The organism is Hypericibacter sp., from assembly GCF_050729195.1.
Taxonomy (GTDB): domain Bacteria; phylum Pseudomonadota; class Alphaproteobacteria; order Dongiales; family Dongiaceae; genus Hypericibacter.
The window spans coordinates 44,321-70,031 of sequence record NZ_JBOHKS010000019.1 but is presented as its reverse complement, the minus strand read 5'-3'; the positions used below and the strand labels follow the sequence as shown (position 1 = coordinate 70,031).

Annotated in this window: 25 protein-coding genes; 13 read left to right on the top strand and 12 right to left on the bottom strand. The window is 66.7% G+C overall.

Annotation, left to right across the window (positions count from 1 at the left end):
* From ACREE8_RS01485 to ACREE8_RS01475, 3 genes are all read left to right on the top strand, one after another.
* Positions 1 to 488 (top strand): hypothetical protein (locus ACREE8_RS01485; RefSeq protein ID WP_431571202.1); only part of this gene is annotated, 488 nt, incomplete at its 5' end.
* Complete coding sequence (locus tag ACREE8_RS01480; protein ID WP_431571201.1) at positions 485 to 1,336, top strand: c-type cytochrome; 852 nt, start codon at positions 485 to 487, stop codon at positions 1,334 to 1,336. The genes ACREE8_RS01485 and ACREE8_RS01480, both read left to right, overlap by 4 nt.
* 59 nt (positions 1,337 to 1,395) lie before the next feature.
* Positions 1,396 to 1,674, top strand: coding sequence for a hypothetical protein (locus ACREE8_RS01475; protein WP_431571200.1), 279 nt, complete (start codon positions 1,396 to 1,398; stop codon positions 1,672 to 1,674).
* On the opposite strand, the gene ACREE8_RS01470 is transcribed toward ACREE8_RS01475, so the two are convergent.
* From ACREE8_RS01470 to ACREE8_RS01445, 6 genes are all read right to left on the bottom strand, one after another.
* Complete coding sequence (locus ACREE8_RS01470) at positions 1,671 to 2,453, bottom strand: TlyA family RNA methyltransferase (protein ID WP_431571199.1); 783 nt, start codon at positions 2,451 to 2,453, stop codon at positions 1,671 to 1,673. The genes ACREE8_RS01475 and ACREE8_RS01470 overlap by 4 nt on opposite strands.
* Before the next feature lies 1 nt (position 2,454).
* A complete protein-coding gene (locus tag ACREE8_RS01465; RefSeq protein ID WP_431571198.1) occupies positions 2,455 to 3,852 on the bottom strand; it encodes an MATE family efflux transporter in 1,398 nt (465 codons plus the stop codon).
* Positions 3,849 to 5,774 carry a 1-deoxy-D-xylulose-5-phosphate synthase gene (dxs, locus tag ACREE8_RS01460; protein WP_431571197.1) on the bottom strand — a complete coding sequence of 642 codons (1,926 nt, stop codon included), beginning with the start codon at positions 5,772 to 5,774 and terminating at the stop codon, positions 3,849 to 3,851. Before dxs ends, ACREE8_RS01465 begins: the two co-directional genes overlap by 4 nt.
* Before the next feature lie 63 nt (positions 5,775 to 5,837).
* The gene (locus ACREE8_RS01455; RefSeq protein ID WP_431571196.1) at positions 5,838 to 6,725 is read right to left on the bottom strand and encodes a polyprenyl synthetase family protein; all 888 of its coding nucleotides are present in this window, start codon (positions 6,723 to 6,725) and stop codon (positions 5,838 to 5,840) included.
* A gap of 19 nt (positions 6,726 to 6,744) precedes the next feature.
* On the bottom strand, positions 6,745 to 6,996 hold the full coding sequence (locus ACREE8_RS01450) for an exodeoxyribonuclease VII small subunit (protein ID WP_151119178.1): 252 nt from the start codon (positions 6,994 to 6,996) through the stop codon (positions 6,745 to 6,747).
* Positions 6,997 to 7,089: 93 nt separating this feature from the next.
* A complete protein-coding gene (locus ACREE8_RS01445) occupies positions 7,090 to 8,037 on the bottom strand; it encodes a histone deacetylase family protein (RefSeq protein ID WP_431571195.1) in 948 nt (315 codons plus the stop codon).
* Between the two features lie 235 nt (positions 8,038 to 8,272).
* On the opposite strand from ACREE8_RS01445, the gene ACREE8_RS01440 reads away from it, so the two are divergent.
* The 5 genes from ACREE8_RS01440 (at position 8,273) to ACREE8_RS01420 (ending at position 13,540) form a co-directional block, all read left to right on the top strand.
* Positions 8,273 to 9,922, top strand: coding sequence for a L,D-transpeptidase family protein (locus ACREE8_RS01440; protein WP_431571194.1), 1,650 nt, complete (start codon positions 8,273 to 8,275; stop codon positions 9,920 to 9,922).
* Between the two features lie 222 nt (positions 9,923 to 10,144).
* Positions 10,145 to 10,720 (top strand): DUF882 domain-containing protein, encoded by a 576-nt coding sequence (locus ACREE8_RS01435; protein ID WP_431571193.1) that lies wholly within the window; start codon positions 10,145 to 10,147, stop codon positions 10,718 to 10,720.
* Positions 10,721 to 10,807: 87 nt separating this feature from the next.
* Positions 10,808 to 11,596 carry an enoyl-CoA hydratase-related protein gene (locus ACREE8_RS01430; protein ID WP_431571192.1) on the top strand — a complete coding sequence of 263 codons (789 nt, stop codon included), beginning with the start codon at positions 10,808 to 10,810 and terminating at the stop codon, positions 11,594 to 11,596.
* Between the two features lie 224 nt (positions 11,597 to 11,820).
* Positions 11,821 to 12,693, top strand: coding sequence for a hypothetical protein (locus ACREE8_RS01425; protein WP_431571191.1), 873 nt, complete (start codon positions 11,821 to 11,823; stop codon positions 12,691 to 12,693).
* Between the two features lie 70 nt (positions 12,694 to 12,763).
* A complete protein-coding gene (locus ACREE8_RS01420; RefSeq protein WP_431571190.1) occupies positions 12,764 to 13,540 on the top strand; it encodes an MBL fold metallo-hydrolase in 777 nt (258 codons plus the stop codon).
* On the opposite strand, the gene ACREE8_RS01415 is transcribed toward ACREE8_RS01420, so the two are convergent.
* Both ACREE8_RS01415 and ACREE8_RS01410 read right to left on the bottom strand, forming a co-directional pair.
* Entirely contained in the window at positions 13,518 to 14,486 is a 969-nt protein-coding gene (locus tag ACREE8_RS01415) for a DMT family transporter (RefSeq protein ID WP_431571189.1), read from the bottom strand. The two genes, ACREE8_RS01420 and ACREE8_RS01415, sit on opposite strands and share 23 nt — an antisense overlap.
* A 25-nt stretch (positions 14,487 to 14,511) precedes the next feature.
* Positions 14,512 to 15,699 (bottom strand): MFS transporter, encoded by a 1,188-nt coding sequence (locus ACREE8_RS01410; RefSeq protein ID WP_431571188.1) that lies wholly within the window; start codon positions 15,697 to 15,699, stop codon positions 14,512 to 14,514.
* Between the two features lie 274 nt (positions 15,700 to 15,973).
* On the opposite strand from ACREE8_RS01410, the gene ACREE8_RS01405 reads away from it, so the two are divergent.
* Together ACREE8_RS01405 and ACREE8_RS01400 are read left to right on the top strand one after the other, a co-directional pair.
* Positions 15,974 to 17,314 carry an NAD(P)/FAD-dependent oxidoreductase gene (locus ACREE8_RS01405; RefSeq protein WP_431571187.1) on the top strand — a complete coding sequence of 447 codons (1,341 nt, stop codon included), beginning with the start codon at positions 15,974 to 15,976 and terminating at the stop codon, positions 17,312 to 17,314.
* A gap of 11 nt (positions 17,315 to 17,325) precedes the next feature.
* Positions 17,326 to 18,258 carry a DMT family transporter gene (locus tag ACREE8_RS01400; RefSeq protein WP_431571186.1) on the top strand — a complete coding sequence of 311 codons (933 nt, stop codon included), beginning with the start codon at positions 17,326 to 17,328 and terminating at the stop codon, positions 18,256 to 18,258.
* A gap of 7 nt (positions 18,259 to 18,265) precedes the next feature.
* Here the strand turns inward: ACREE8_RS01400 and ACREE8_RS01395 are convergent, their stop codons facing one another.
* The gene (locus ACREE8_RS01395) at positions 18,266 to 19,570 is read right to left on the bottom strand and encodes a cobyrinate a,c-diamide synthase (RefSeq protein ID WP_431571185.1); all 1,305 of its coding nucleotides are present in this window, start codon (positions 19,568 to 19,570) and stop codon (positions 18,266 to 18,268) included.
* 53 nt (positions 19,571 to 19,623) lie between these two features.
* On the bottom strand, positions 19,624 to 20,478 hold the full coding sequence (gene cobA, locus ACREE8_RS01390; protein ID WP_431571184.1) for a uroporphyrinogen-III C-methyltransferase: 855 nt from the start codon (positions 20,476 to 20,478) through the stop codon (positions 19,624 to 19,626).
* Between the two features lie 233 nt (positions 20,479 to 20,711).
* Between cobA and ACREE8_RS01385 the strand changes: the two genes are divergently transcribed.
* Together ACREE8_RS01385 and ACREE8_RS01380 are read left to right on the top strand one after the other, a co-directional pair.
* Positions 20,712 to 21,800: a cobalt-precorrin-5B (C(1))-methyltransferase gene (locus tag ACREE8_RS01385; protein ID WP_431571183.1), complete on the top strand. Its 1,089-nt coding sequence runs from the start codon at positions 20,712 to 20,714 to the stop codon at positions 21,798 to 21,800.
* Complete coding sequence (locus tag ACREE8_RS01380; RefSeq protein WP_431571182.1) at positions 21,797 to 22,558, top strand: cobalt-precorrin-6A reductase; 762 nt, start codon at positions 21,797 to 21,799, stop codon at positions 22,556 to 22,558. The genes ACREE8_RS01385 and ACREE8_RS01380 overlap by 4 nt, the downstream gene beginning before the upstream one ends.
* Before the next feature lie 9 nt (positions 22,559 to 22,567).
* On the opposite strand, the gene ACREE8_RS01375 is transcribed toward ACREE8_RS01380, so the two are convergent.
* Complete coding sequence (locus ACREE8_RS01375; protein ID WP_431571181.1) at positions 22,568 to 23,749, bottom strand: MFS transporter; 1,182 nt, start codon at positions 23,747 to 23,749, stop codon at positions 22,568 to 22,570.
* 67 nt (positions 23,750 to 23,816) lie between these two features.
* Positions 23,817 to 24,698 (bottom strand): alpha/beta fold hydrolase, encoded by an 882-nt coding sequence (locus ACREE8_RS01370; protein ID WP_431571180.1) that lies wholly within the window; start codon positions 24,696 to 24,698, stop codon positions 23,817 to 23,819.
* Positions 24,699 to 24,896: 198 nt separating this feature from the next.
* Here ACREE8_RS01370 and ACREE8_RS01365 point away from each other — a divergent pair, with 198 nt between their 5' ends.
* A complete protein-coding gene (locus tag ACREE8_RS01365; protein WP_431571179.1) occupies positions 24,897 to 25,661 on the top strand; it encodes a lipoyl protein ligase domain-containing protein in 765 nt (254 codons plus the stop codon).
* Positions 25,662 to 25,711 lie beyond the last annotated feature (50 nt).

Genomic DNA, 25,711 nt, shown 5'->3' with positions numbered 1-25,711 from the left:
GGGCCATGGATGAGTTCGCCGGATGGCTGTCGCATCAGGACGTGAAGCTTCTGCCGCTGGAAGCGCTTCTGGTGGTGCTGGCCACGGCGCTGGCGGCGCATATCATTGCCAAGCTCTTCGATCGATGGCAGGTGGCAAGCGTCAGACTGTCCCGCGCCCCGGGTCACGAACCCACGCCGAATCTCGCTGGCACCGCGGAAGACTCGGTCAACGCGGCGCTGGGCTTCACGGCAATTCTGCTGCCGCTGTCGACGGTCCTGCTGCTCGGAATGCTGTCACTGGCGACCCCTGCGCTGGAGGAGCGACTGGGCCGCACGGCTCTCATCCTCGTCATCGCCGGCCCGCTGGTTCTCTATTTCCTGGTCGCGATCGGCTACTACCTGGTGATGTCGTTCGCCGCGGTCCACAAGGTGAGCTGGGGCCGTGCTGCTGCGGCGCTGGCCACGGCCTATGTCTGCATCGCGATCGTCGCGATGAACATCCCGTGAGAAAGCACCTGCGTAGCCGGACGGCCATCGGCCTGCTGGCGCTGGCCATGCTGCTGGTCGCCCATGCCAGGGCGGGCTTGGCCGAACCCGCCCCTTTGTCGATCGAACTCGATGGCCAGACGCGGGCGTTCTCCGCGGCCGAACTGCTGGCCAATCCCGCGACGCAGATGCTCGAGATCCCGCGCGACGTGTCCTACGGCCAGCCCATGCGCTATCGGGCCGTTCCGCTCCGCGCGCTCCTCCTCGGATTGCGGACCGACGCCGCCGATACGCTGGAAGCGCGGGCCAGCGATGGTTTCGTCTCGCAGTTGCCTTGGACTCTGGTCGCGCCGGCTGCAGCGGGCGGCGCCGTGGCTTGGATCGCGATCGAGGATCCGGCGCATCCCTGGCCGAACCTGCCGGACAAATCCTATTCGGCGGGGCCATTCTATCTCGTCTGGGAACATCCCGAGCAATCGGGCGTTACCCCGGAGCAATGGCCTTACGCCCTGGTGAGCCTGAAAGGCGTTTCCGATCCGGTGCGACGCTGGCCGCAACTGTCGATCGGTGCCGATGTGCCCGCAGACGATCCGTCCCGACATGGCCAGGCGGTCTTCCTGGTGCAATGTCTGCCCTGTCATCGTTTGTTTGGCGCCGGCGTGGGCGACAAGGGCCCCGATCTCGGCTTGCCGATGCCCGCCACCGTCTATCTGACGCAAGCGGGGCTGAAGGCTCTGCTGCGCAACCCGGCGGCGGTGCGGACCTGGCCGCAGCAACAGATGCCCGCCTTCGATACGAGCACGCTGCCGGACGCCGACATCGATGCCGTGATCGCCTATTTGACGCGCATCGCGGAACAGCGACAGTGAATGGCCCCGCTAGGTAGCGGCGGCCACGAATTCGTACTCCGGCATGGGAAGGACCCGCCATGAAGAAACGCAAGCCCACCAAACCCGCCGTCAAAGGGCGCCGCTCGACGGCAAAGAAGCCGAAGGCTGCCGCCAAGAAGCCTGCGATGAAAAAGTCAAAGGTCGCCACCAGGAAGCCGAAGCTGGCGGCGAAGAAACCGAAGACCGCCGTCAAGAAGACGCTCGATCCGGTCGAGCTGGATTCGCGCGACAGCTTTCCCGCGAGCGATCCGCCGAGCTGGATCCCCGTGACCGGCGAAGGATCGCCTGACCGCACAGGCCGCAAGCGCCGCCCTTAAGACTGATAGCGCGCGCCGATCAGGAATTCACGATTGCCCTCGGGTCCCGTGATGGGGCTCTCGGTGATGCCGACCACGATCCATCCCGGTCTCTGGCCCAGCCAGTCCCGGATGCGGTTGCAGACCTCTTCATGCAAGGCGGGATCGCGCACCACGCCGCCCTTGCCCACCCGCGCCGGACCGACCTCGAATTGCGGCTTGATCAATGCGATCACCCAGGCGTCCGGTGCCGCCAATGACAGGGCCGCCGGCAGAACCATCTCGAGCCCGATGAAGCTCGCATCGCAGACGATGGCACCGGCCGGCTCCGGCACCTGCGTTGCCGTCAGATGCCGCGCGTTGGTTTTCTCCAGCACCACCACGCGCGGATCCTGGCGCAGCTTCCAGGCGAGCTGCCCATGGCCGACATCGACCGCATAGACACGAGACGCGCCATTCGCCAGCAGCACGTCGGTGAAGCCGCCCGTCGAGGCGCCGACATCGATGGCGGTGCGGCCCACGACCGGGAAGCCGAAATGCGCGAGCCCATGGGCGAGCTTGAGGCCGCCGCGCGAGACCCAGGGGTGATCCTGGCCACGCAGCTCGAGTGGCGCATCGGCGGCGAGATTGTCGCCGGGCTTGGCCACGCGCTTCTCGCCGGTGAAGACGAGCCCCGCGAGGATCAGCGCCGCCGCCTTGCTCCGGCTCTCGGCCAGGCCGCGATCGGCGGTGAGCTGATCGGCCCGGATCTTCTCGGTCTTGCCGGATTTGCCCGGCTTGCCGGATCCGGACGCGCTCATCTCAGGCTCCTGCCGCGATCAGCCGGCGACTGACGCCATGGAAGCGCAGCGTCAGTAGCGTCGCGGTGACCAGAAGCCCCAGCGCCATGCCCCACCAGATGCCGAGCGGCCCCCAGCCGAACCAGAAGGCGAGCGCGATTCCCGTGCCAAGCCCAGCGATCCAGTAGCCGCACAAGCCGATCACCAGCGGCATCACCGTGTCCCGCAAACCGCGCAAGGCACCCGTCGAGACAATCTGCAGGCCGTCCACCACCTGATAGATGGCGGCGACGAAGAGCAGCTGCACCGCGAGCGCGATCACCTCGTCATTGCCGCTCATCGCCGGATCGAGGAACAGATTGGCGATCGTCTCCGGGATGGTCAGCACCACGATGGCGGAGAACAGCATGTAGCTCACGACCGTCCACATGGCGACGATCCCGGCGCGCCGCGCCGCCCTCGGATCGCCGAGCCCCAGGCCGAACGAGACCCGGGCCGAGGCCGCATGCGAGATCGCCGCCGGCACCATGAACATGGTCGACAGGAACATGATCGCGATCTGATTGGCCGCCAGCGCCGCGGCGCTGATCACGCCCATCAGTAGGGCGCAGGCGGTGAAGAAGCCGGACTCGGCCGCGGCCATGCCGCCCGCCGGCAGGCCCAGCCGCAGGATCTGGCCGACGGTCTTCGGATCGATGCGCGAGAGTCCGTGGAATACCCGATAGGCGCTGAGCCGCTTCGACCCGGCGACCTCGATCCCGAGCGCCACGAACATGATCCAGCAGACGATGGTCGAGGCCCACCCGGCCCCGGCCACGCCCATGGCCGGCACGCCCAGATGGCCGAACACGAAGACATAGTTGAGCGCCAGGTTGAGCAGGATCGAGCCCACCGAGATGAGAAACACCGAGACCGTCGTGCCCAGCGCCGTCATCAGGCTGCGCAGCACCGAGAACCAGAGATAGGGCAGGAAGCCCCACATCACGGCGCGCACATATTCCTCGGCGAAGGGAAGGATTAGCGGATCCTGTCCGAGAAACTGCAGGATCGGCCGGATATACCAACCGATCAGCAGGCCTGGCAGCGTCAGCGCCACCGCCACCCACAGGCCCTGGCGAACGGCATGGGCGACGCCCTCATGATCGTTCCGGGCATGGGCGTCGGCCGCGAGCACCGACACCACGGAGACCACGCTCATGGCGACGAACAGCAGGGAGAAGAACAGATTGGCGGTGATGCCGACGGCCGCCAGCTCGATGCTGCCGAGCCGGCCCACGATGATCGTGTCGGTCAGACTGATCGCCATTTCGGCGATATAGGCGGCCGCCAGCGGACCCGCCACCCGGGCCAGCGCCGCGAACTCACCTCCGACCGTCTGCGGGGCAACGGCCGAAGCGGCCGTTACCACCGCTTGAGTCATGCTCGAGCCGAAGCCTGGCTCACATCGACGCCTAGGGCCTGGAGGGCCGTGGCGACGATGTGTTTCGCGGTGAGTGCGGCCTCGTCGTACTGCACTTCCGGCTTGTGATGATCGATGAAGCGGTCCGGCAGCACCATCGGGCGGATCTTCGGCCCGTTATCGAGCTGCCCGGTGATCGCGAGGAACTGCAGCACATGCGAGCCGAAGCCGCCGACCGAGCCTTCCTCGATCGTGATCAGCACCTCATGCTCCGCCGCCAGGCGACGGATCAGATCCTCGTCCAGCGGCTTGGCGAAGCGGGCATCGGCCACGGTCGTGGAGAGGCCGCGCGCGCCGAGCTCTTCGGCCGCCATGCAGGCATCCTTGAGGCGCGTGCCGAAGGAGAGGATCGCGACCTTGGTACCTTCGCGGATGATGCGGCCCTTGCCGATCGGCAGGATCTGGCCCCGGGCCGGCATCTCGACGCCCACGCCGTCACCGCGCGGATAGCGGAAGGCCGAGGGACGGTCGTCGATCGCCACCGCGGTCGCGACCATATGCATCAGCTCGGCCTCGTCGGCCGGCGCCATGATCACGAAGCCCGGCAGACAGCCCAGATAGGCGACGTCATAGGAGCCCGCATGGGTGGCGCCGTCGGCGCCGACCAGGCCGGCGCGGTCCATGGCGAAGCGCACCGGCAGCTGCTGGATCGCCACGTCATGGACGACCTGGTCATAGGCGCGCTGCAGGAAGGTCGAATAGATCGTGCAGAAGGGCTTGAAGCCTTCGGTCGCGAGGCCCGCGGCGAAGGTCACGCCATGCTGCTCGGCGATGCCGACATCGAAGCAGCGATCCGGGAAGCGCTTGCCGAACTTGTCGAGGCCGGTGCCCGACGGCATCGCGGCCGTGATCGCCACGATCTTCTCGTCCTGCTCGGCTTCCTGGATCAGCGCCTTGGCGTAGACCGCCGTGTAGCTCGGCGCGTTGCTGACGGGCTTCGCCTGGACGCCGGTGATGACGTCGAACTTGGTGACGCCATGATATTTGTCGGCGGCCTGCTCGGCCGGCGCATAGCCATGACCCTTCTGGGTCACGACATGGATCAGGACCGGGCCGCCCTCTTCGTCGTCGCGCACATTCTTGAGCACCGGCAGAAGATGCTCGAGATTGTGACCGTCGATCGGGCCGACATAATAGAAGCCCATCTCCTCGAACATGGTGCCGCCGGTCACGAGGCCGCGCGCATATTCCTCGGCGCGGCGGGCGGTTTCCTTCAGGCGGCGGGGGAAATGCTCGGTGATTTCCTTGCCGAGATTGCGCAGATGCCGGAACGATTTCGACGAAAGCAGCCGCGCCAGATAGGCGCTCATGGCCCCCACTGGCGGTGCGATCGACATATTATTGTCATTGAGGATGACGATCAGCCGGCTGTTCATCGCGCCGGCATTGTTCATCGCCTCATAGGCCATGCCGGCGCTCATCGCGCCATCGCCGATCACGGCGATGACATGGTTCTTCTTGCCGGCCAGATCGCGCGCGACCGCCATGCCGAGCCCGGCCGAGATCGAGGTCGAGCTATGCGCGGCGCCGAACGGGTCGTAGGGGCTTTCCGCGCGCCGGGTGAAGCCCGAAAGCCCGCCGCCCTGGCGCAGCGTGCGGATGCGATCGCGCCGGCCGGTTAGGATCTTGTGGGGATAGGCCTGATGACCGACGTCCCAGATCAGACGGTCGGCCGGCGTGTCGAACAGATAATGGAGGGCGACCGTGAGTTCGACCACGCCGAGCCCGGCGCCCAGATGACCGCCGGTGATCGAAACGGCTTCGATCATCTCCTGGCGCAACTCGTCGGTGAACTGACGCAACTGGCTGGGATCGAGCGTCTTCAGATCGGCCGGAGTCAGCACCTGATCGAGGAGCGGCTTTTTGCTGTTGGGAGGGGTCAACTTACGTCCTTTCGTTTCGGCACCCGGGCGGTCGCAAGGCTATAAAGTCTTTGCCCGAAGGCCTCAATGCTTACGGTTGACCACGAAGCCGGCCATTTCACGCAAAAGGTCCGCCTTTTCGTCGAACAAATCAAGATGGGCAGCCGCTTGGCGGGCCAGGAGCTGGGCCTGTTCCCTTGCTCTTTCGACACCCAAGAGGGCCACGAAGGTCGCCTTGCCGGCAGCGCTGTCGGCGCCCACGGGCTTGCCGATCGAGGCGGCGGTGCCCTCGGTGTCGAGCAAATCGTCCGCAATCTGGAAGGCCAGCCCCAAATCATGGGCATAGGCCAGCAGGGCGTGGCGAGCCTGCTCCGAGGCCTGCCCCAAGATTGCCCCAGCCACGCAGGCAAAGGCGATGATTTCGCCTGTCTTCAAACGTTGCAGCCTTGTAATGGCACCGATGTCGAGAGTGGTCTTTTCGGCCTCCAGATCAATCATCTGGCCGCCCACCATGCCGGCCCCGCCCGCGGCCTTGGCCATGGCCAGGACCAGGTCCGAGCGCACTGCCGGGTTGGGGTGGGTTTCAGGGTCGGCCAGCACCTCGAAGGCGAGAGTCAGGAGCCCGTCGCCCGCCAGGATCGCGACCGCCTCGTCGAACTGTTTATGGACTGTGGGCCGGCCGCGGCGCAGGTCGCTGTCATCCATGGCCGGCAGATCGTCATGCACGAGACTGTAACAATGGACCATCTCGATGGCGGCGGCGGCGCGGCGCGCGCTCACCTCGTTCACGTCGAACAGGCGCGCGCCCATCATCACGAGAAAGGGCCGGATGCGCTTGCCCCCGCCCAGGCAGGAATAGCGCATCGCCTCCAGCACGCGTCTCTCCGCCCCTTCCGGTGCGGGAAGGAGTTCTTCGAGCGTGCGGGTGATGGTCGTCGCGACCTCGTTCAGTGCGGCGTCGATGGATGGCAAGGATATGACCTTTTCTGTTTCAGCCCAGATCCACGGGCTCGCTGCCGACGCTCCCGTCGGCGCCGATGACGATCTTGGCGACCTTCTCCTGCGCATCGCGAAGCTTGGCCTCGCAATGGCGTTTCAGGGCGGCGCCACGTTCATAGAACTGGACCGCCTCGTCGAGTTTGCTTTCGCCTTTTTCGAGCGCACGCACCAGCGCCTGCAACTCGCCGAGCGCCTCCTCGAAACTCATTTTGGCGATGTCCGCCGGGATCTTGGACTCGGCCATGCGGAATCGGGACTCCCCTCGAAAAAACGGTGCAGTCTAGTCGGCCGGCCGGCACGGAACAAGGCCGGGAAAGCGGCATTTTTCAGGGCTTTTTCAAGCAGTTCGCGGATGGGCCCCGGCGCTCATGAGGCTGCGGACATGGGCGGCGGCGCTGCGTGACAGGGCGGCCAGGTCATAGCCGCCCTCCAGTGCCGAGACCAGCCGCCCGTCGCAATGGACCGCGGCGAGGTCGGCCAACGCTTTGGTCACCCAGGCGTAATCGGCCTCGACCAGCTCGAGCATCGCCAGCGGATCGGCGGCATGGGCATCGAAGCCGGCGGAAACGATGACGAGGTCGGGCTGGAAGCGGTCGAGTGCCGGCAGCACACGCGCCGTCATCGCCTCGCGGAATTCGTCCGAGCCGGCGCCGGGCGGCAACGGCACATTGACGATATTGCCGCAGCCGCGCTCCTCGGTCGCACCGGTGCCGGGATAGAGCGGCCATTGATGGGTCGAGGCATAGAACAGCCGCGGATCGCGCTCGAACATATGCTGCGTGCCATTGCCGTGATGCACGTCGAAATCGATCACCGCGACCCGGTCGAGCCCATGGACACGGCGCGCATGCTCGGCGCCGATGGCGACGTTGTTGAAGAGGCAGAAGCCCATCGCCTGGTCGCTCTCGGCATGATGGCCGGGCGGCCGCACGGCGCAGAAAGCATTGGCCCCCTCGCCCGCCACCACCGCGTCGATCGCGGCGACCAAGGCGCCCGCGGCGCGCAAGGCGGCCTCGCCGGATCCGGGTGAGGCCGTCGTATCGCCATCGAGCAGCACATGGCCCTGCTCCGGGATCGCCTCCATCACCGCCTCGACATAGCGGCGATCATGGACCGCCGCGATCTGGTCCAGGGTCGCGCGCGGCGCCAGGCGGCGTTCCAGAAGCGCGAATTCCTCGGCTTCAAGCGCGCCGATGACGGCCCGCAGGCGATCGGAGCATTCGGGATGGCCGGGGCCGGTGTCGTGATCGAGGCAGGCTGGATGGGTATAGAGCAGGGTGGTCATGAGGAGCGCGAATGCAGGGGTTGGCGAGGGGAAACCATGCGACGAGAGGCTTGAAGCGACCGAGGCTCGGAAGCCAAGGGCCCGCTCCGGTTCTTAACGCATCTTTCAGCCCGCGCGCCCGAAAAATTGACCCGGACGCGAAATCACTTAAATACAGTTCATGGAATGCGCCCTCCTCCCGCGCGAGAGGGCTCCGGCGGTGCCGGGACGTCCGCGACGCTCGAAGAGAGGCTGCATGTCGTTTCGCCTGAGTTTGATGGCGCTGGCTTTCGTGACCCTGGCGGTGCCGGCTTGGGCCGAACCGACGGGCGACGGGGTGCAGCCCAATGGCGCGCCCTCGCCGGCGAATGCGACCCTGATGCCTGCGCTTCCGGCCCCGACCTTCTCGGGCGACCTCGCCCATGCGTTGGAAACCCCCGGCCTGCCGCAGAGCCTGGCCTCGCTCGGCCTCGATCCCGCCAGCCTGAACGATTTTTACAAGGCGCGGCCCGCCGCGCTCTGGGTCAATGATCAGGGCCTCAATGCCGAAGGCCAGGCGCTTCTGGATGCGCTCTGGCAGGCCGCCACGGCCGGCTGTCACAATATCGCGCCCGCCGTCGCCCATGCCCAGGGTCTGGCAAAGGCGAGCAGCACGCCCGAGCGCGTCGAGCTGGAGCTGACCCTGACCGGCGCCTTGGCCGAGGCGGCCTTCGCCGCGGTGGCGCCCTTCGAGACGACCACCAAGGCCGAGCTCCTCGACAGCATCGACGCGACCGACATCGCCGGAGCGCGGGCCGAGCTGCTGCCGCAGGATGCGGATTACTGGGCGCTGGTCGGCGGCTTCTGGAACTATCTCGAGCTCGCCAATGCGGGCGGCTGGCCCGCCATGGCGACGGGGCCGAAACTCGAAGCGGGCATGAAGGATCCGCGCGTGAAAGAGTTGCGCGCGCGCCTCGCCGTGACCGACGGCGCCGTCCTCGATGTGCCCGAACCGGACGTCTTCGATCCGCAACTGGTCGAGGCCGTCGAGGCGTTCCAGCGCCGCCATGGGCTGGGCGATGACGGCGTGGTCGGCTTCAAGTCGGTCGATGCGCTGAACCTGCCGATCGGGAGCCGGCTCCAGACCATCGCCTACAATCTGAAGAAGCGCCATGACGCCGGCACCGATTGGGGCAACCGCTACATCGTCGTCAATATCGCGGCCGCCACCATGAAGTTCGTCGATGGCGGGCAGATGGTCTATCAGACCAACACCGTCGTCGGCCGCACCGACCGTCAGACGCCCGAGCTCGACAGCACGGTCAACCGGCTCGAGTTCAATCCCTATTGGACCGTGCCACCCAAGATCGCGCGCATCGATCTGCTGCCGAAGATGCAGAAGGATCCGGGTTACTTCGCTGCCCACGGCATCAAGATCTATTCGAGCTGGGAGGAATCGGCCGAGGAGATCGACCCCGAGACGATCGATTGGAACAGCGCCGAGGCCAAGGCGATGCGTTATCGCCTGCGCCAGGAACCGGGCCCCGAGAACGCGCTGGGGCCGGTCAAGTTCCTGTTCCCGAATCCCTATGACGTCTATCTGCACGGCACCAACCATCCCGATCTGTTCGTGAAGCCGGCGCGCTTCTTCAGCTCGGGCTGCATCCGTTTGCCGCGACCGATCGAGTTCGCGGCCGTGGTGCTGCGCGACGATCCCAATTGGAGCCAGGCCCGCATCGACAGCGTCCTGCAAGGCGGCGTCAACACGCCGGTCCGCCTCGCCCAGCCGATTCCGGTCCATCTGGTCTACCGGACCGCCTGGATCGACGACGCCGGGACGTTCGAGTTCCGGGAGGATGTCTATGGCCGAGACCGCAAGGCGATCGCGAAGTCGCCCCCCGTCACGGGCGCCCAGGCGGGGAAATAGGCCTCCGCCGGCCTCGCCATAGGCCTCCGGAACCCAGCGGCAGAACCTGCACTTTCTTCCAGGAATCCTAGGGCCTTGCCACAGGTGTTAACCCTGTGACCCCGGATTTCCTGGGTTGCACAAGGGCTTATTAACTGTTTTCATCGCATTGTCCGAGTCGCGAAGATCCCTCCGGGGCCTTCGCGAGCCATTGCCATTCGCCACCGCTGAAGGGGCAGACGCATGACGAAGCCGGCCGGACGCCGCAGCACCGTGACTCGCAGGCATTTCCTTGCCTGGGGCAGTGCTGGGGTTGCCTTGGCCCTGCCGGCTCTGGCCATGCCCCATATCGCCAACGCCGCTACCCTGGCCGCCAACCAGCGCAAGCTCGCCTTCGCCAATCTCCATACCGGCGAGACGCTCAAGACCGTCTATTGGGAAGGCGGCGACTATGTTCCGGAGGCGCTGGGCGAGATCAATCAGATCCTGCGCGACTTCCGCACCAACGACGTGCATCCGATCGACGCCAAGCTGCTCGATCTGCTGAACACACTGCATCAGAAGCTCGGCGCCAAGGCGCCCTTCTCGGTCATCTCCGCCTATCGCTCGCCCAAGACCAACGCCACCCTGGCCGAGGCCAGTAACGGCGTCGCCAAGCACAGCCTCCATATGGAAGGCCAGGCGATCGACATCCACCTCGAGGATGTGGCGCTGAAGGATCTCCATCGCGGCGCCCTGGCGCTGAAGCGCGGCGGCGTCGGCTACTATCCGGCCTCCGACTTCGTCCATGTCGATGTGGGCCGCGTCCGCACCTGGTAGCACCGGGTTTTCTTCTCCCCTGATGCCGTAAGTCTGGCGAGCCTCGCCGGGGCCGCCTATCCTCCCCTGCCACGAGGAGGAAGTGCCATGACCGGCTATCGGACCATCCTGTTCGAGCGCAAGGACGCGATCGCACGGATCACGCTCAACCGTCCCGACAAGCTCAACAGCTTCACCCGCGAGATGCTGACGGAGTTGCATGCGGCGATCGCCGAGGTGGCGGCGGATCCGAGCCTGCGCCTCCTCATCCTCGCCGGCAGCGGCCGCGCCTTCGGCGCCGGCCAGGATCTGCGCGAGGCGGGTGCCATCGGCGGGCCGGCCGCCGTGCGCGAACAGCTCAGCCAGTTCTACGATCCTGTCATGCGCGGGCTGGCCGGCCTGGAGATCCCGACCATCGCCGCCGTGAACGGCATCGCCGCCGGCGCCTCCTGCGGCCTGGCGCTCTCCTGCGATCTCATCGTGGCGGCGCGCTCGGCGACCTTCCTCATGGCTTTCGCGCGCATCGGCCTCGTGCCCGACGGCGGCGCCACCTACTGGCTGCCGCGGCGCATCGGATTGACGCGGGCGCTCGGCATGACCTTGCTGGCGGAGCCGATCACGGCCGAGCAGGCGGAACGCTGGGGCCTGATCTGGGAATGCGTCGATGACGAGGCACTGGCCCCTCGCATCGAAGCGCTGGCCCAGCAGCTCGCCAACGGGCCCACGCGCGCCTATGCGCTCGCCAAGCGCGCCTTCCAAGGCAGCGCTGCGCATAATTTCGAGCAGCAGCTGGTGCTCGAAGCCGAGCTGCAGGCGCTGGCCGCGGGCACCGCGGATTCGCGCGAGGGCATCGCCGCCTTCCTCGAGAAGCGCGCGCCGAAATTCCACGGCCATTGACCGCCGGCAGCGGGGCCTGAACGAAAGCGCTGAGTGCCACAAACCAGGATCGTGAGGCCTGGCGAAAAACTGCGTGATGGGTTTCACCGGCCCGGATTGCCGATGTCGTCGAGGTTGGAAGAGCCGATCGGGTCGATCGGATCCGATCAAATCCGCTGGCAAGATTGACTCTGAAAGCCAGCAGGAGTTTGCTCGGGGTCGGCCTGCCCAAATCACCGGAGTGAATGATGTCGTTCTTCACGGCCACGACATTATTGGCGGATAAGCTCGGCAGCCACCTCGCCGATACATACCTCCGCATCTATGGCGGGCAGGAACCGCAGAATGCGCGCATTCTCGACAGCGCCGGCCAACTGATTGTCGAGCTGATCGCCAATAGCGACGCGCTCTACCACACGATCAATCATACGGCCCTCGTGACCCAGGTCGGCGAGGCCATCATGCGGGGCCGGCTGCTCTGTCAGCGGGTCGAGCCTGCCGACTGGACGCATGTCATGCTGGCCTTGCTGTCCCACGATATCGGCTATGTGCGGGGCTTCTGCCCCGGTGACACGCCGGACCGGTTTGTGATCGATGGATCCGGCGCAACGGTGAGCCTGCCCCGCGGCGCCTCGGACGCCGCGCTGGCGCCCTATCATGTCGAGCGCTCGAAGATCATCGTCAGGGAGCGTTTCAAGGCGACGCCGGGAATCGATGCCGAGCGGATCGCACGCGCCATCGAGTTGACACGGTTCCCGGTTCCCGACGACGGCGACCATGGTGAAACCGACACCGAAGCAGGACTGGTGCGGGCTGCCGATCTGATTGGCCAACTGGCGGATCCCTTGTATTTGCGCCGCATGAACGCGCTCTATCAGGAGCTCGCGGAAACCGGGATGGCGGCCAAGTGCGGATATACCAGCGCCGCCGACATGGTCGACAAATACCCGGCATTTTTCTGGAAAGCGGTGGAACCGTATCTTGGCGACGCGCTGCGTTATCTCGAATTGACGATCGAGGGCAAGCAGTGGATCGCCAATCTCTACAGCCACATCTTCATGGTCGAGCATCAACGGCGCCGCCTTGGACCTCAGTCCGCTCCGGCGGCCTTACCCTGAACTTCTGACGTCATTCAAACATCATTTCCCTGAACTGCTGACCGCACCGAGCTTTCAACAAGAGATCCTCATGGGCCTCGCCATTGCCGACCGCTGGTTCGAGACCAGGCGAATCGACGATTCGATCACGCTGCTCTGGGAACCGCATGTGATCCGTCTCATGCGCTGCAACATCTGGCATATCCGTGGCCGTGACCGCGACCTGGTGATCGACACCGGCATGGGGATCGTCAGCCTGCGCGAGGCGATGGCGCCCTTGCTCGACAAGGCCGTGACGGCGGTCGCCACCCACACCCATGCCGACCATATCGGCAGCCATTATGAATTCGAAGATTGCGCCGCTCATCGGCTGGAGGCGCCCTGGCTCGAGCGTCCGGCGCCCGAGACCCATCTCGTCGTCATGGATCCGAGTGGCAATCCGGGTGCCGGCATGAGCATCGCTGGCTACGAGATCGGCGATTCGCTGATCACGGCGCTTCCCCACGCCGGCTACAGCCTGAAGAGCTACGTCGTTCGTCCGGCGCGCGTGACGCACTGGCTGGACGAAGGCAGTGTCATCGATCTGGGAGACCGCCGTTTCGAGGTGGTGCATCTCCCCGGCCACTCGCCGGGTTCGATCGGCCTGTTCGAGGCTGCGACCGGCGTCTTTTTCTCGGGCGATGCGATCTATGACGGCCAGATCATCGATGAGCTCGATCACTCGAACATCGCTCATTACATCGAGACGATGGAGCGATTGAAGACCCTGCCGGTGACCGTCGTCCATGCCGGCCATCGCCCGAGCTTCGGGCGGGATCGGCTGATCGAGCTCTGCGACGTTTACCTCAAGGCGAAACGGCCGGCGTGACGACGGCCGCCCGGCTGCGGCGCCGCTCGGTGATCTGGGTGTAGAGCACGCCCAGTAGGATGACGGCGCCGCCGATCAGCTGCTGCCAGTTCGGATAGATCCCGATCCAGATCGTGACCAGCACCGCTGTCACCGGGATCAGGTTCTGATACATCGAAGCCACATTGACGCCGACGCGGCTGATGGCCCAGAGCCAGAGAAAATTGCCGAGTCCGTTCGGGATGAAGCCCAGATAGAACACATAGACGAGCGGCCAGAAGGACAGCTCCATCCGGATCTGCGCCAACCCCAGATAATGCAGCGCGATCACGATCAGCGTCAGCTGCACGGCGCCGGGCAGGATCGTGTAGGCGGAGCGCTCGAGAAAGGTATAGCCGCGGAGGCGATGCTGGATCGCCAGCGAGAACCAGGTCCAGATCAGATTGGCCGTCACCAGCGACAGCTCGCCCAGCCCGAAGGTGAACCGGCCATGCTGGCCCGCGGTCACCGCCAGCATCCCGCCCGCCACCGAGAGGATCGCGCCAACGAAGATCGCGCGCCTGAGCTTCACGCCATAGAGCGCCTGCGCCAGAAGCGCGGAGCCGATCGGATTGGTGGCCGAGATGATCGCGGCCGAGAGCCCGCTCGACAGGAACACCGCCAAGGTCGTCAGCAGGCAGCAGACGGTGATGCCGATGGTGCTGAGCATGATGATGGTGCCCCAGGGCAAGCCCCGCCGGATCGGCCAGCGCCGCTCGATGCAGGCGACCATCGACAAGAGCGCGATCGTCCCGGTGACCTGCCGTCCGGCCGAGGCCGAGAACATGTCCCAATGACGCAGTTGCAGCTCCAGCACCGGGAAGAAGGTGCCCCAGGTCGTCGTGTTGAGGATGAGTGCGGCGTTGGCAATGACCAACTGCTTCAGGCTCATGCCCGTCTGCATCTCGCCGACGCGGGGTTCGCTCATGCGCTTGCTCGGGGCTCCCGCCGTCTCACATGCCGCGTGGGATCCATCGCGCCAGCCAGGCGCAATAGACCATGAAGAGGCTGACGCTGATGAAGACCGACGGCAGGTCGAAGAAGGTCAGCAGCAGCGAGAACAGCATCGGTGGAATCAGCCCCGCCAGGTCGCGATACATGCTGAAGACCATCGTCATCTCGGGCCGCTCGCGCGCCTTGACGGCGCGCAGGAACGGGATCGAGACCACCGAATCGAGCGCCACCGCCGCCATGGCGCTCAAACCCAGGCAGAGCGTCGACCACCAGGGAAGGTGAAAGAAGACCGCGACTCCCATCGTCGTCACGGCGCCGGAGAGGAAGGCCAGGATCAGATGGCGCCGCGCGCCGAGGCGCTGGCCGACCCAACCCATGATCGGGCTGGTGAAGAGCATCGCCGTGCAGCCCGACATGATCAGCGCCACCGCGGTGTCGCTGCGCCCCACGGCCACCAGATAGACCGGCGCATAGATATAGAAGCTCGACCACCAGACCTCGCGACCGAAGCTCAAGATCCAGGCGAGCCGCAGCCGGGGTTGGCTGACATAGCGACGGATATTGGCGATCGGGTTGGTCGAGAGTTTCGCATTCAATGGCAGGGCCGGGCCATATTCCGCACGCATGCGCCAGAAATAAATCAGCAGCAGCACGGCCGAGCCGGAGCTCAACAGATAGGTCGCCCAGGGCCCGACATGGTCGTAGAGGATGATCCCGATGCCGGGCCCGAGCGTCCAGCAGGCGGCGGCGAAGAAGGCGCGCAATGGCTCCGAACGGACGAAATCCTGCTTCCGGATATAGGCCATGTAATAGAGGTTGAGGCCATTGAGCAGGCAGGCGGCGGCGAAGGCGCGCAAGGCCATGCCCAGCGCCAACCCCCAAAGCGTGTGGGTCGCCAGCAGCAGCGGCACGATCACCAGGATCGCGGCCCCCATCGAATAGAGCCGGCGCGGCCGGTAGCGGCGGACGATCCAGGGAATGAGGAAGCTGACCGCCACCGCCGACCAGCCGGTCACGGTGTAGAGCAGGCTCACATCGCGCGCATTGCCCAGCGTGCGCAACGCCACCAGCGGAATGACCGTCGTCAGCGAGGCCCGCGCGAGCGAGTCGATCGCGAACATCAGCGCGAAGGTGGTGGCACCGGGCTTTCCGAGGGCTCGGATCCAGGCGGGGAGAGGGGCGGCCATGGCGCGGGGGGAAGCGAGCTGGAATGGAGGGCGGGAGGGGCGGCGCCGATGAAACCCGATGGCCCCCCGGCAAGGCCCCTTTTAGCGCATTGTTGATCGAGCGGCCAGATCGGTACAGCGCTTTGAAGCAAATACGCTATTCCCGTTTGTCCCCAGCCCTGGGACGCTTTTCCTGCTGGCGTCCCCCAAGCCCCTTGGGGCATATCTGGGGCCCGCTGGCCCGACCGGCCTTCGGCGCCCTCGCCGTTCCTCATTCTCTCCTGTGATCCGATCCATGAGCATCAACACCACCGACCTGTCGCGCCCGGGGCAGGCCCATGTCGATTCCTACTGGGCCGTGACCGCCGGCGAGGAAGTTGCCGGCTGCGACCCGGTCCAGGGCGACATCGACACCGACGTCGCCATCATCGGCGCCGGCTATACCGGCCTCTCCGCCGCCTATCACCTCGCGCGCGATTTCGGCATCAGCGCCCATGTGCTGGAGGCCAACCGCGTCGGCTGGGGCTGCAGCGGGCGCAATGGCGGCTTCTGCTCGGTCGGCATGGGCAAGGAAGGGGTCGAGGCCTGGGTGCGCCGCTGGGGCCGCGAACGCGCGCTCGACAGCTACGACCTGACGCGCCAGGCGGTCCGCCTCGTCGCCGACATCCTGGAGCGGGAGAAGATCGACGCCCAGCGCACGGCCGAGGGCGGGCTCGAGCTGGCGCACAAGCCGAACCGTGTCGAGGGCATGCGCGCCCAGGCCGAGCGCATGCAGCGCGATTTCGGCATCGAGTCCCAGTTCCTCGACAAGGCGACGCTCGCCCGCAACTTCCTCGACAGCCGCGAGGCCCATGGCGCGGTGCTGCATCACGAGGGCTTCGCGCTCCATGCCATGCGCTATGTGCGGGGGCTGGCGCGCGCGGCTCAGAAATATGGTGCGATCCTGCACAACAATTCGCCGGTGACCGGCTGGGAGCGCAAGAGCGGCCAGCATCATCTGCGCACGCCCGGCGGCATCGTGCGGGCCCGCCAGGTGCTGATCGCGACCAACGGCTACACCAATGACACGCTGAACCCCTGGACCTTGGGCCGCCTACTGCCGGTACTTTCCAACATCATCGTGACGCGGCCTTTGACCCAAGCCGAGCGCGATTCGGTTTCCTGGCAGACCTATTTCAAGATCTGGGACACGCGCCGGCTCCTGTTCTATTACCGGCTGCTGCCCGACAACCGCATCCTGTTCGGCGCCCGCGGCGGCGTCGAGGACAGCCCGGCCGAACATAGCTACCGCAAGGCCTGGCTCGAACGCCGCCTGCGCGAGATGTTCCCGCCGCTCGACAAGGTCGCGACCGAATATTTCTGGTACGGCTGGGTCTGTCTCTCGGCCGACAAGAACCCGCATATCGGCACCACCGACGACCGCAGCGTCCATTACGCCTTGGCCTATATCGGCCAGGGTGTGGCGCTCGCCAGCATGGCCGGCCGCCTGACCGCCCAGCGCATGGCCGGCGACAGCAAGGTCGATTACGGCGCGCTGCTCTCGGCGCCCCTGCCGAAATTCCCCTTCCCGGCCCTGCGCCGCGTCTATCAGCGCGCGGCCTACGCTTACTACTCGTACGAAGACGAGCGGCGCTAGCGGCTCATGCCATGACCGCGCCCGCGCCCGTTCTTGCCGTCACCCATGCGCCCTGGCGCCGGCTGGCGCTGCCGCTGTTTCTGCTGCTCATCATGGGCATCGCCTGGGGCGGCAGCTTCTCGCTTCTGCGAATCGCGCGCATCGACGGTGCATCGGGTTTCGGCATCGCCTTCTGGGAAGGCTGCGGCAGCGCTATTCCGTTGTTGCTCCTCATGCTCGTCACGCGTCAGAAGCTCCCGCTCGACCGCCGCTCATTGATCTTCTATGCGCTCAGCGGCTTTTTTGGCATCACGATTCCCGGCAGCACGCTCTTCTTCGCGGCCCTGTTCCTGCCGGCCGGAATCGTCTCCATGTCGAATGCGCTGGTCCCGCTGGCGACCTATGGCTTCGCCCTGATCATCGCGCTGGAGCGTTTCACGGTGCCGCGTGCCTTCGGCTTGCTGGTCGGTCTGGCGGGTGTGCTGCTGGTGCTGCTGCCCGAGACCAGCCTGCCCGATCCCAGCATGGCTCATTGGGCTCTGCTCTGCTTCGCGGCCTCGATTTCCTACGGCGTGCAGAACATCTATGTGGCGAAGGCAACCCCGCCCGGGATGAGTGCGCTCGCCATGTCGGCGGGAACGCTCCTGGGCGGCGGCCTTCTCGTGCTGCCGATCGTCATCGCGACCGATGGATTCTTCTCGATGATGCCGCCCTGGGGGCAGGCGCAATGGGCGGTCGTCGGCATGATGACGGTCAATTCGAGCTGCACCGTGGCCTTCCTCTGGATGATCCGCACCGCCGGCCCGGTCTTCACCTCACAGTGCGCCTATCTCGTGGTGCTGTTCGGCATGCTCTGGGGAATCGTGATCTTTGGCGAGAGCCATAGCGGCTGGATCTGGGCCGCGCTGGCCTTGATGGTCACGGGCGTGCTGCTCGTGAGCCTGAGGCAGCGCCGCGCGCCCTGACGTCGCCTCAGGCGGCGCGATCGATCAGATGCACGAAGGAGCCGAAGACGCGGCCGACGCGTTGGCCGGTTGAGCCGAGATCCCGCCCGCGCGCGTCGCTCGCTGTAAATAGTGGCTCCGTCCCCGCTTCATTGAGGATCCGTGCATAGTGGAACTCATGGCCGCGAAACGCACTGCGGGCGCCACCGAGCGGCAGCGCCTCGCCGCATAAGGTCACGGCGCGATAACCCAGATGAAGCCGGCGCTCGGCAAAGGATGTTTCCAGCGGCAGCAGTCCCGCCATTGGCTGGCGCCGCCCTTCCGCATCGACCAGCCCCTGCCCCATCAGCATATAGCCGCCGCATTCGCCATAGATGGCCGTGCCTCGCTGCGCCGCGACCCTTAGGCTTGTCATCAACTGCTGATTCTGTGACAACCGGCCGGCATGGAGTTCCGGATAGCCGCCCGGCAGGTAGATCGCATCGGCCGACCGGTCGGGGCCTTCGCCCGCGAGCGGCGAGAAGAAGGAGAGCGCCGCCCCCCGCTCGCGCCAATCCTGCAGCAGCGCCGGATAGGCGAAGGCAAAGGCTTCGTCGCGTGCGACCGCGACATGCTGGCCCAGCGGCGCGATGAAGCTGTCGGCACCGATCCGCGCGCTGAGATCGCGCGCAGGCCGTGCCAATGCCATCATCGCCGCGAGATCGATCTGGCGTCCGACTTCGGCTGCGGCATGCTCGATGAAGCCCTCCAGATCGCCATGCTCGCCCGCCTGCACCAGCCCCAGATGGCGCTCCGGCAGGCTCAAGCTCGCATCGCGGCGCACCATGCCCAGCACGGGCAGGCCGATCGGCTCCAGCGCCTGGGCCAGGATCGAGGCATGCTCGGCGCTGCCGACGCGATTGCAGATGATGCCGGCGATCTCGACGTCGGCGCGATGATCGCGAAAACCGCGTGCCACCGCCGCGACCGAGGCGCCCTGCCCGCGCGCATCGACCACCAGCAGCACGGGCCATCCCGTGAGCGAGGCGAGATCGGCGGTGGCACCGCTGCCGTCGGCCGCGCCATCGAACAATCCCATCGCCCCTTCCGCGACGATCAGCTCATGGTCGGTCGAGAGCCGCTCGACCAGGCTCGCGACCGTGCCGGCACGCATCGCCCAGAGATCGAGATTGAGACAGGGCCGCCCGGCAGCGGCGCTGTGAAAGGCCGGATCGATATAATCGGGACCGGTCTTGATGGCGGCAACGGATTTGCGGTTGCGCGCCAGCAGCCGCAGCAGCGCCATGGTGAGGACGGTCTTGCCGCTGCCCGACGCCGGTGCCGCCAGGATCACACCCCGGCCGCGGCTCCGGACGTGAGAGGTCCCTTCCATCGGGGCCGGGCCCGTCAGGCGCTTTCGGTCTGGCGGCGCGTGCCGAGCGGGTCGGCCGTGAGCACGCGGCCCTGGGCGGCGCCAAGCCAGTCGAGTGCCGCGCGCAACCGCACCACCTCGCCGATCACGACCATCGCCGGCGGTTCGAGTCCGGCCGCTTCGGCATCGGCCGCGCAACGGCCGAGCGTGGTCTCGAGCACCGTCTGCTCGGGCAGGGTCGCGCGGCAGACGATCGCGGTCGGCTCGCCGGCACTGCGTCCGCCCTCGATCAGGAGGGCCGCGATGCGCTCGATATGTTTGAGCGCCATATAGATCACCAGCACCGGCGAGCTTTGCGCGAGCGCCGCCCAGTTCACGGAGTCGGGCACATCGCCGGTCGCGTCATGGCCGGTGACGAAGGTGACCGCCGAGTTGGTCTCGCGATGGGTGACCGGAATGCCGGCATAGGCGAGCCCGCCGATCCCGGCCGAAATGCCGGGCACGATCCGAAAGGGAACCTTCGCCGCGACCAGCGCCAGCGCCTCTTCGCCGCCGCGCCCGAATACCATCGGATCGCCGCCCTTGAGCCGCAGCACGCGCTTGCCCTCGCGCGCCAGCTGGATCAGCCGCAGCGAGATGTCGGGCTGCTTGATCGAGGGCTTGCCGCCGCGTTTGCCGGCATATTCGAGCTCGGCGCCGGGCCGGGCCATGGCCAGGATCGCCTCGCCCACCAGCGCGTCATAGACCACCACATCCGCCTCGCCCAGCGCCTTGGCGGCCAGGAGCGTGATCAGCCCGGGATCGCCGGGACCGGCGCCCACGAGCCAGACCCAGCCCGGCTCGAGGCTGGGGAAATCCGGCCGGCGCATGGTGATTTCAGGGGACGACATGGCCGCATCATGCCGTTCCGGGTCCTGTCGCGACTAGTCAAATCAAGACGCCCATTTCCGGAATAGCGTCTCAGAGCAAGGTCGGACCGGCGTGAAGCATGCCGGTGCCCGAATCTTGCGCTGATTCGTTGCAATAGAGACTGATTCACGCATCAAGCCGGTTCGGCTTGCTGCGATCAGGCTCTAAGATAAGCCCATGCGCCGGAACCCTTTTGGCCGTCCCCAGGATCCCCATGGCCCGTAAGCCCGACGGCCCCTTGCGGCGCGGCTGGACCACGGGCGCCTGCGCCACGGCGGCGACGGCGGCTGCCTTCGAGGCGCTCCTGACTGGCCGTTTTCCCGATCCCATCGAGATCGCGCTGCCCAAGGGCGAACGCCCCTCCTTCGCGCTGGCGCATCAGAAGCGGGCGGGCGACGTCGTCACCGCGGGCATCGTCAAGGATGCCGGCGACGATCCCGACGTGACGCATGGCGCGCTGATCTTGTCCAGCGTGCGGGCGCTGGGTCCCCATACCGGCTTGCGCTTCAAGGCCGGGCGCGGCGTCGGCACCGTCACCAAGCCGGGCCTGCCGATCCCGCCGGGCGAGCCCGCCATCAATCCGGTGCCGCGGCGCATGATGACCGAGATCGTCCAGGCGGTCGCGGCGAGGCTCGGCGGCCGGCCCGATCTGGAGATCACGATCTCGATCCCGCAGGGCGAGGAAATGGCGCGCCACACCTGGAATCCGCGCCTCGGGATTCTCGGTGGGCTCTCGATCCTCGGCACCACGGGGATCGTGCATCCCTTCTCCTGCTCGGCCTGGATCGCGTCCATTCATCGCGGCATCGACGTGGCCCGCGCGAGCCACATCGATCATATCGCCGGCTGCACCGGCTCGACTTCGGAGGATGGGGTGAAGAAGCTCTACGACCTGCCCGACTTCGCCTTCATCGACATGGGGGATTTCGTCGGCGGCATGCTCAAATATCTGCGCGACCATCCACTGCCGCGCCTCACCATCGGCGGCGGCTTCGCCAAGCTGGCCAAGCTCGCCAACGGCGCGATGGATCTCCATTCCGGCCGCAGCCAGCTCGATCGCGCCGCGGTCGCGGGCTGGCTCGCCGAGCTCGGCGCCGATCCGGCCCTGATCGAGAAAACCAAGATCGCCAACACGGGGGCCGAGATTCTGGAAGAGGCCCAGGCGCGCGGTCTGGCCCTCGGCGAGCTGGTGGCAAGACGTGCCCGCGATCAGGCGAAAGCGGTGGTCGAGGGCAAGGTCGCGATCGAGGTGGTCGCCTTCGACCGTGCCGGCGCCATCATCGGCCGCGCGGGCTTCGCATGAGCCTCCAGATCCTGATCCTCGGCGGCACCGGCGATGCGGCGCGGCTCGCCGCCGGCATCAATGCCGATCCGAAGTTCTCGGTGACGACCTCGCTCGCCGGCCGCACGGAGAATCCGAAGAAGCTGGCCGGCAAGGTCCGCATCGGCGGCTTCGGCGGCATCGCCGGCCTGGTCGACTATCTGCGCGAGAAAAAGATCGACGTGCTGGTCGATGCCTCCCACCCTTTTGCCGCGCAGATCCGCCGCCACGCCATGGCGGCGGCCGCGAAGGTCAAGATCCCGCTGCTGCGCCTCGAGCGTGCCGCCTGGGCCAGGATGCGCGGCGACCGCTGGCATGAGGTGGACGATCTCGCGGAAGCCGCGAAGCTCACGCCCAAGCTCGGCCATCGCGCCTTCCTCACCGTGGGTCGCACGGAACTCGCTTCCTTCAGCGACATCGCCGGGATCCATTTCCTGGTGCGGCTGGTCGATCCACCATCGACACCGCTGCCGCTGGCCGATTTCGAGATCATGCTCGAGCGCGGGCCCTTCGACGAAACCGAGGAGCTGCAGCTGATGCGCGTGCGCCATATCGATCTCGTCATCGCCAAGAACAGCGGCGGCGACGCCACCTACGGCAAGATCGCCGCCGCGCGCGAGCTCAAGATCCCCGTCATCCTGCAACGCCGCCCCGCGCTGCCGTCCGGCTACGCGCCGGCGGCGATGGTCGAGACCGCCGAGGCGGCGATGGAATGGCTCGACCGGTTCGCGAGGGATTGAGCGGGGCCATCACCTCAACCGCCGTAATCTCATCATCGCCGCAATACCGAGCGCCGGACCGATCGCGAGCCCCGCGAGCACGGGTGGCCACCCGAACCTTGCCGCCAGCACCGGCGTGATCTGCACCGTCGCAAAGGTCAGCGCGAATCCCAGCGCCGTCTGGAACGTCATCAGGCTCCCTGCCTGCTGCGGCGGCGAAGCGTCGGCGACCAGGGCCGAGAACTGCGCCGAATCTGGAATGATGGTGAGGCCCCAGACCACCACGACCGCAAAGGTGATCCAGACCGGCCCGCCGAAGGTCGCGGCGGTCGCCAGCGCGGAAGCGCCGCTCAGCGCCATCGCGACGATGGTCACCTCGGCCTTGCCGATCCGGTCGGCGATCGAACCGGCGAAGGCGCAGGCGAGGCCGCCGGTGCCGATGGCGATGAAGGCCGTGAGCTTGGCGAGCCGCAAGGCTTCCGCGGCCGGCAGCGAGGCGCTGTAGGAGGCCGCCGTCGCTGCCGCGATCCAGGCCCACATGGCATAGAGCTCCCACATATGGCCGAGATATCCGGCATAGGCGAAACGAACCCGCCGGTTGGTCCAGGCCGTCGCGATGGCGCTGGGATCGAAACGCGTGGCCTTGCCGTGATAGGGCCCGAGCGACACCGCCAGACAGAGCAAGCCCGCCGCAATCGCGGCAGCCGAGACGATGGCGACCGTCAACCGCCACTCCGCGCCGCCGGCGAGCGCGATCAGATGCGGCGAGGCCGAGCCCAGCGTGAGCGCACCCACGAGGCCTCCCACCAGGAACCCGCGATCCTTCTGCCCCCAACCCACGGCGATCTTCATGCCGACCGGATAGACCCCTGCCAGAAGCGCCCCCGTTGCGACACGCGCGGCGATGGCTGGAATGCTGCCCGGCACGAGGATCAGGAGGCTCGCATTGACAAGCCCGGCGCAGACGGCCGAGGCCGCGAAGACGCGACGCGGATCATAGCGGTCCGCGAGACCCAGAATCGCGGAGGCGAGCGCGCCGACGACAAAGCCTGCTTGCACGCCGCTTGAGAGCGCCGCCTGGCGGAAGGGCGACAGCGCTGTCTCGCGCAGCATGTCGGGCAGGACCGCGGCGGACACGAACCACAGGCTCATCGCCGCCACCTCGGCAATCAGCAGCAGCGAGATCGAGCGAAATTTCTGTTGAGAAGACAAGATCGGCGATCGTCCCCCGAAGCGCGTGACGTCGCGATATTCGCTCAAGCGCCCACGCCGGCGCCATTCACCCGTTCGTGAAGAACTCCCGCATCGCCTTGGCGCAGGCCTCGGGCTCCTCCTCGGCGATGAAATGGCCGCATTTGAGCGGCACCTCGCGGACGTCGCTTGCCCATTTCTTCCAGATCTCGGCCGGCGAGGCGATCTTGTCCTTGAGATAGTCGGCGCCCCAGATCACCAGCAGCGGGCATTGGATCTTGCGGCCGGCCTTGCGGTCCGCCAGATCATGCTCGCGGTCGCAGCCGGCGCCCGCGCGATAATCCTCGCAGGTGGCCTCGACCACCGACGGCTTGGCGAAGCTCGCCTCGTAGGCGGCGATCGCTTCGGGATCGAAGCAGTCCTTCTTCCCCGCCCAGCGCTGCAGCAGATGGTGCATATAGAAGAGCGGGTCGCTGCCGATCATCTTCTCCGGCACGGGGGCCGGCACCGCCAGGAACGGCCAGTGATAGGTGGCGAGCGCCGATTCCCATCCCATCTGTTCCCAGGTTTCGACCGTCGGCACGATATCGAGGATCGCGAGCTTCTTGACCCGTTCGGGGAAATCGAGCGCCAGGCGATAGGCGACGCGGGCGCCGCGGTCATGCCCCCCTAAGCGAAAGCGCGGCTGGCCCAGCGCGTCCATGATCTCGATCATGTCGCGCGCCATGGCCCGCTTCGAATAATTCAGATGCTCGGGGTCGGGCTTGGGGCCGATGCTGTCGCCATAGCCACGCAGATCGGGGATCACGAGCGAGAAACGGTCGGCCAGCGCCGGCGCCACCTTGTGCCAGATCGCGTGAGTCTGCGGGTAGCCGTGCAGGAGCAACAGGGCGGGCCCATGGCCGCCCGTCTTGACCGCAATCTCGGCGTTCGACGTTTTGATGCGTCGCGCCTGAAAACCTTCGAACATGACAAATTCATCCCCCGAGCCGGCGAATCATGCGCCGGAGCGGGCCCGGGTTGCAACCTCTCGACTGGGATTTTCTGCCACCGAGGTGATGGTGGAGAAGACTTCTTATGATCTGACGGCGCCCGCAGCAGGTATATTGCGCATCCTGGTCGGACAGGATGTGCCTTTCCGCCGTGGAACAGAGGTCGCCCTGATCGAATGATGTCTCCTGATCCGCCCGCGGAACCAACGCCGCCCGGCGTCGGGCGCTGGCGGTTGCAGATCGAGCGGGATCCCGTTTCGACGGCCGAGTGGCTGCGCGCCGAGGAAGCGCTGCTCGATCGCGTCCGCAACGGCGAGCCGTCCAGCTGCCTGATCTGGCAGGCCACCCGCGCGATCGTCCTACCCCGCCCTTTGACCGACCTTCCCGCCTTTGCCGATGCCGCGGCAGGAATGGAGGCCCGAGGCTGGCCGGTCCTCCCCCGGCTTTCGGGCGGCACGCCGGTCCCGCAGATGCCCGGGGTTCTCAATCTGTCGTTCGTCTATCCCGTCGCGTCGAACCTCTGGTCGCTCGAGGCAGCTTACCGTCATCTGCTGGCGCCGCTGCGCCTCGCGACGCGGAGCTTCGGGCTCGAGACCGACGCTGGCGAGGTGACCGGCAGCCTCTGTGCCGGCCGCTTCGATCTCGCCATCGGCGGACGGAAATTCGTCGGCACCGCCCAGCGGCGGCGCTCCGGCGGTCGCCCCGGATTGAGCATCATCTTGGCCCATGCGACGCTCTGGATCGCGCCGGACCTCGACCGCGCTTGTGCCGCCGTCGGCGATTTCCTGACCGCGCTCGGCCGGCCCGTCGATTTCCGCCGTGAGACCATGACGACGCTGGCAGCCGAGCTGGGAGACTCACGGCCCGCCGAGTTTCTGACCGGAGAATTCACCAATGCGCTTCTGCGCGTCCTCGATGGGGCCGAATCGCCTCGGCGTTGAGGGCCCAACAGCTTCAGGAGGCCGGCGTCCGGGACAAAGATGCGAGGAGC

Excerpts from the sequence above, each read along its gene's own strand:
- ACREE8_RS01470 (WP_431571199.1), bottom strand. The coding sequence starts at position 2,453 with ATGAGCGCGTCCGGATCCGGCAAGCCGGGCAAATCCGGCAAGACCGAG.
- ACREE8_RS01370 (WP_431571180.1), bottom strand. The coding sequence starts at position 24,698 with ATGTTCGAAGGTTTTCAGGCGCGACGCATCAAAACGTCGAACGCCGAG.
- ACREE8_RS01465 (WP_431571198.1), bottom strand. The coding sequence starts at position 3,852 with ATGACTCAAGCGGTGGTAACGGCCGCTTCGGCCGTTGCCCCGCAGACG.
- ACREE8_RS01410 (WP_431571188.1), bottom strand. The coding sequence starts at position 15,699 with ATGGCCGCCCCTCTCCCCGCCTGGATCCGAGCCCTCGGAAAGCCCGGT.
- ACREE8_RS01400 (WP_431571186.1), top strand. The coding sequence starts at position 17,326 with ATGACCGCGCCCGCGCCCGTTCTTGCCGTCACCCATGCGCCCTGGCGC.
- ACREE8_RS01380 (WP_431571182.1), top strand. The coding sequence starts at position 21,797 with ATGAGCCTCCAGATCCTGATCCTCGGCGGCACCGGCGATGCGGCGCGG.
- ACREE8_RS01420 (WP_431571190.1), top strand. The coding sequence starts at position 12,764 with ATGGGCCTCGCCATTGCCGACCGCTGGTTCGAGACCAGGCGAATCGAC.
- ACREE8_RS01475 (WP_431571200.1), top strand. The coding sequence starts at position 1,396 with ATGAAGAAACGCAAGCCCACCAAACCCGCCGTCAAAGGGCGCCGCTCG.
- ACREE8_RS01445 (WP_431571195.1), bottom strand. The coding sequence starts at position 8,037 with ATGACCACCCTGCTCTATACCCATCCAGCCTGCCTCGATCACGACACC.
- ACREE8_RS01385 (WP_431571183.1), top strand. The coding sequence starts at position 20,712 with ATGGCCCGTAAGCCCGACGGCCCCTTGCGGCGCGGCTGGACCACGGGC.
- cobA (WP_431571184.1), bottom strand. The coding sequence starts at position 20,478 with ATGTCGTCCCCTGAAATCACCATGCGCCGGCCGGATTTCCCCAGCCTC.
- ACREE8_RS01415 (WP_431571189.1), bottom strand. The coding sequence starts at position 14,486 with ATGAGCGAACCCCGCGTCGGCGAGATGCAGACGGGCATGAGCCTGAAG.
- ACREE8_RS01430 (WP_431571192.1), top strand. The coding sequence starts at position 10,808 with ATGACCGGCTATCGGACCATCCTGTTCGAGCGCAAGGACGCGATCGCA.
- ACREE8_RS01425 (WP_431571191.1), top strand. The coding sequence starts at position 11,821 with ATGATGTCGTTCTTCACGGCCACGACATTATTGGCGGATAAGCTCGGC.
- ACREE8_RS01440 (WP_431571194.1), top strand. The coding sequence starts at position 8,273 with ATGTCGTTTCGCCTGAGTTTGATGGCGCTGGCTTTCGTGACCCTGGCG.
- ACREE8_RS01450 (WP_151119178.1), bottom strand. The coding sequence starts at position 6,996 with ATGGCCGAGTCCAAGATCCCGGCGGACATCGCCAAAATGAGTTTCGAG.
- ACREE8_RS01365 (WP_431571179.1), top strand. The coding sequence starts at position 24,897 with ATGATGTCTCCTGATCCGCCCGCGGAACCAACGCCGCCCGGCGTCGGG.
- ACREE8_RS01405 (WP_431571187.1), top strand. The coding sequence starts at position 15,974 with ATGAGCATCAACACCACCGACCTGTCGCGCCCGGGGCAGGCCCATGTC.
- ACREE8_RS01435 (WP_431571193.1), top strand. The coding sequence starts at position 10,145 with ATGACGAAGCCGGCCGGACGCCGCAGCACCGTGACTCGCAGGCATTTC.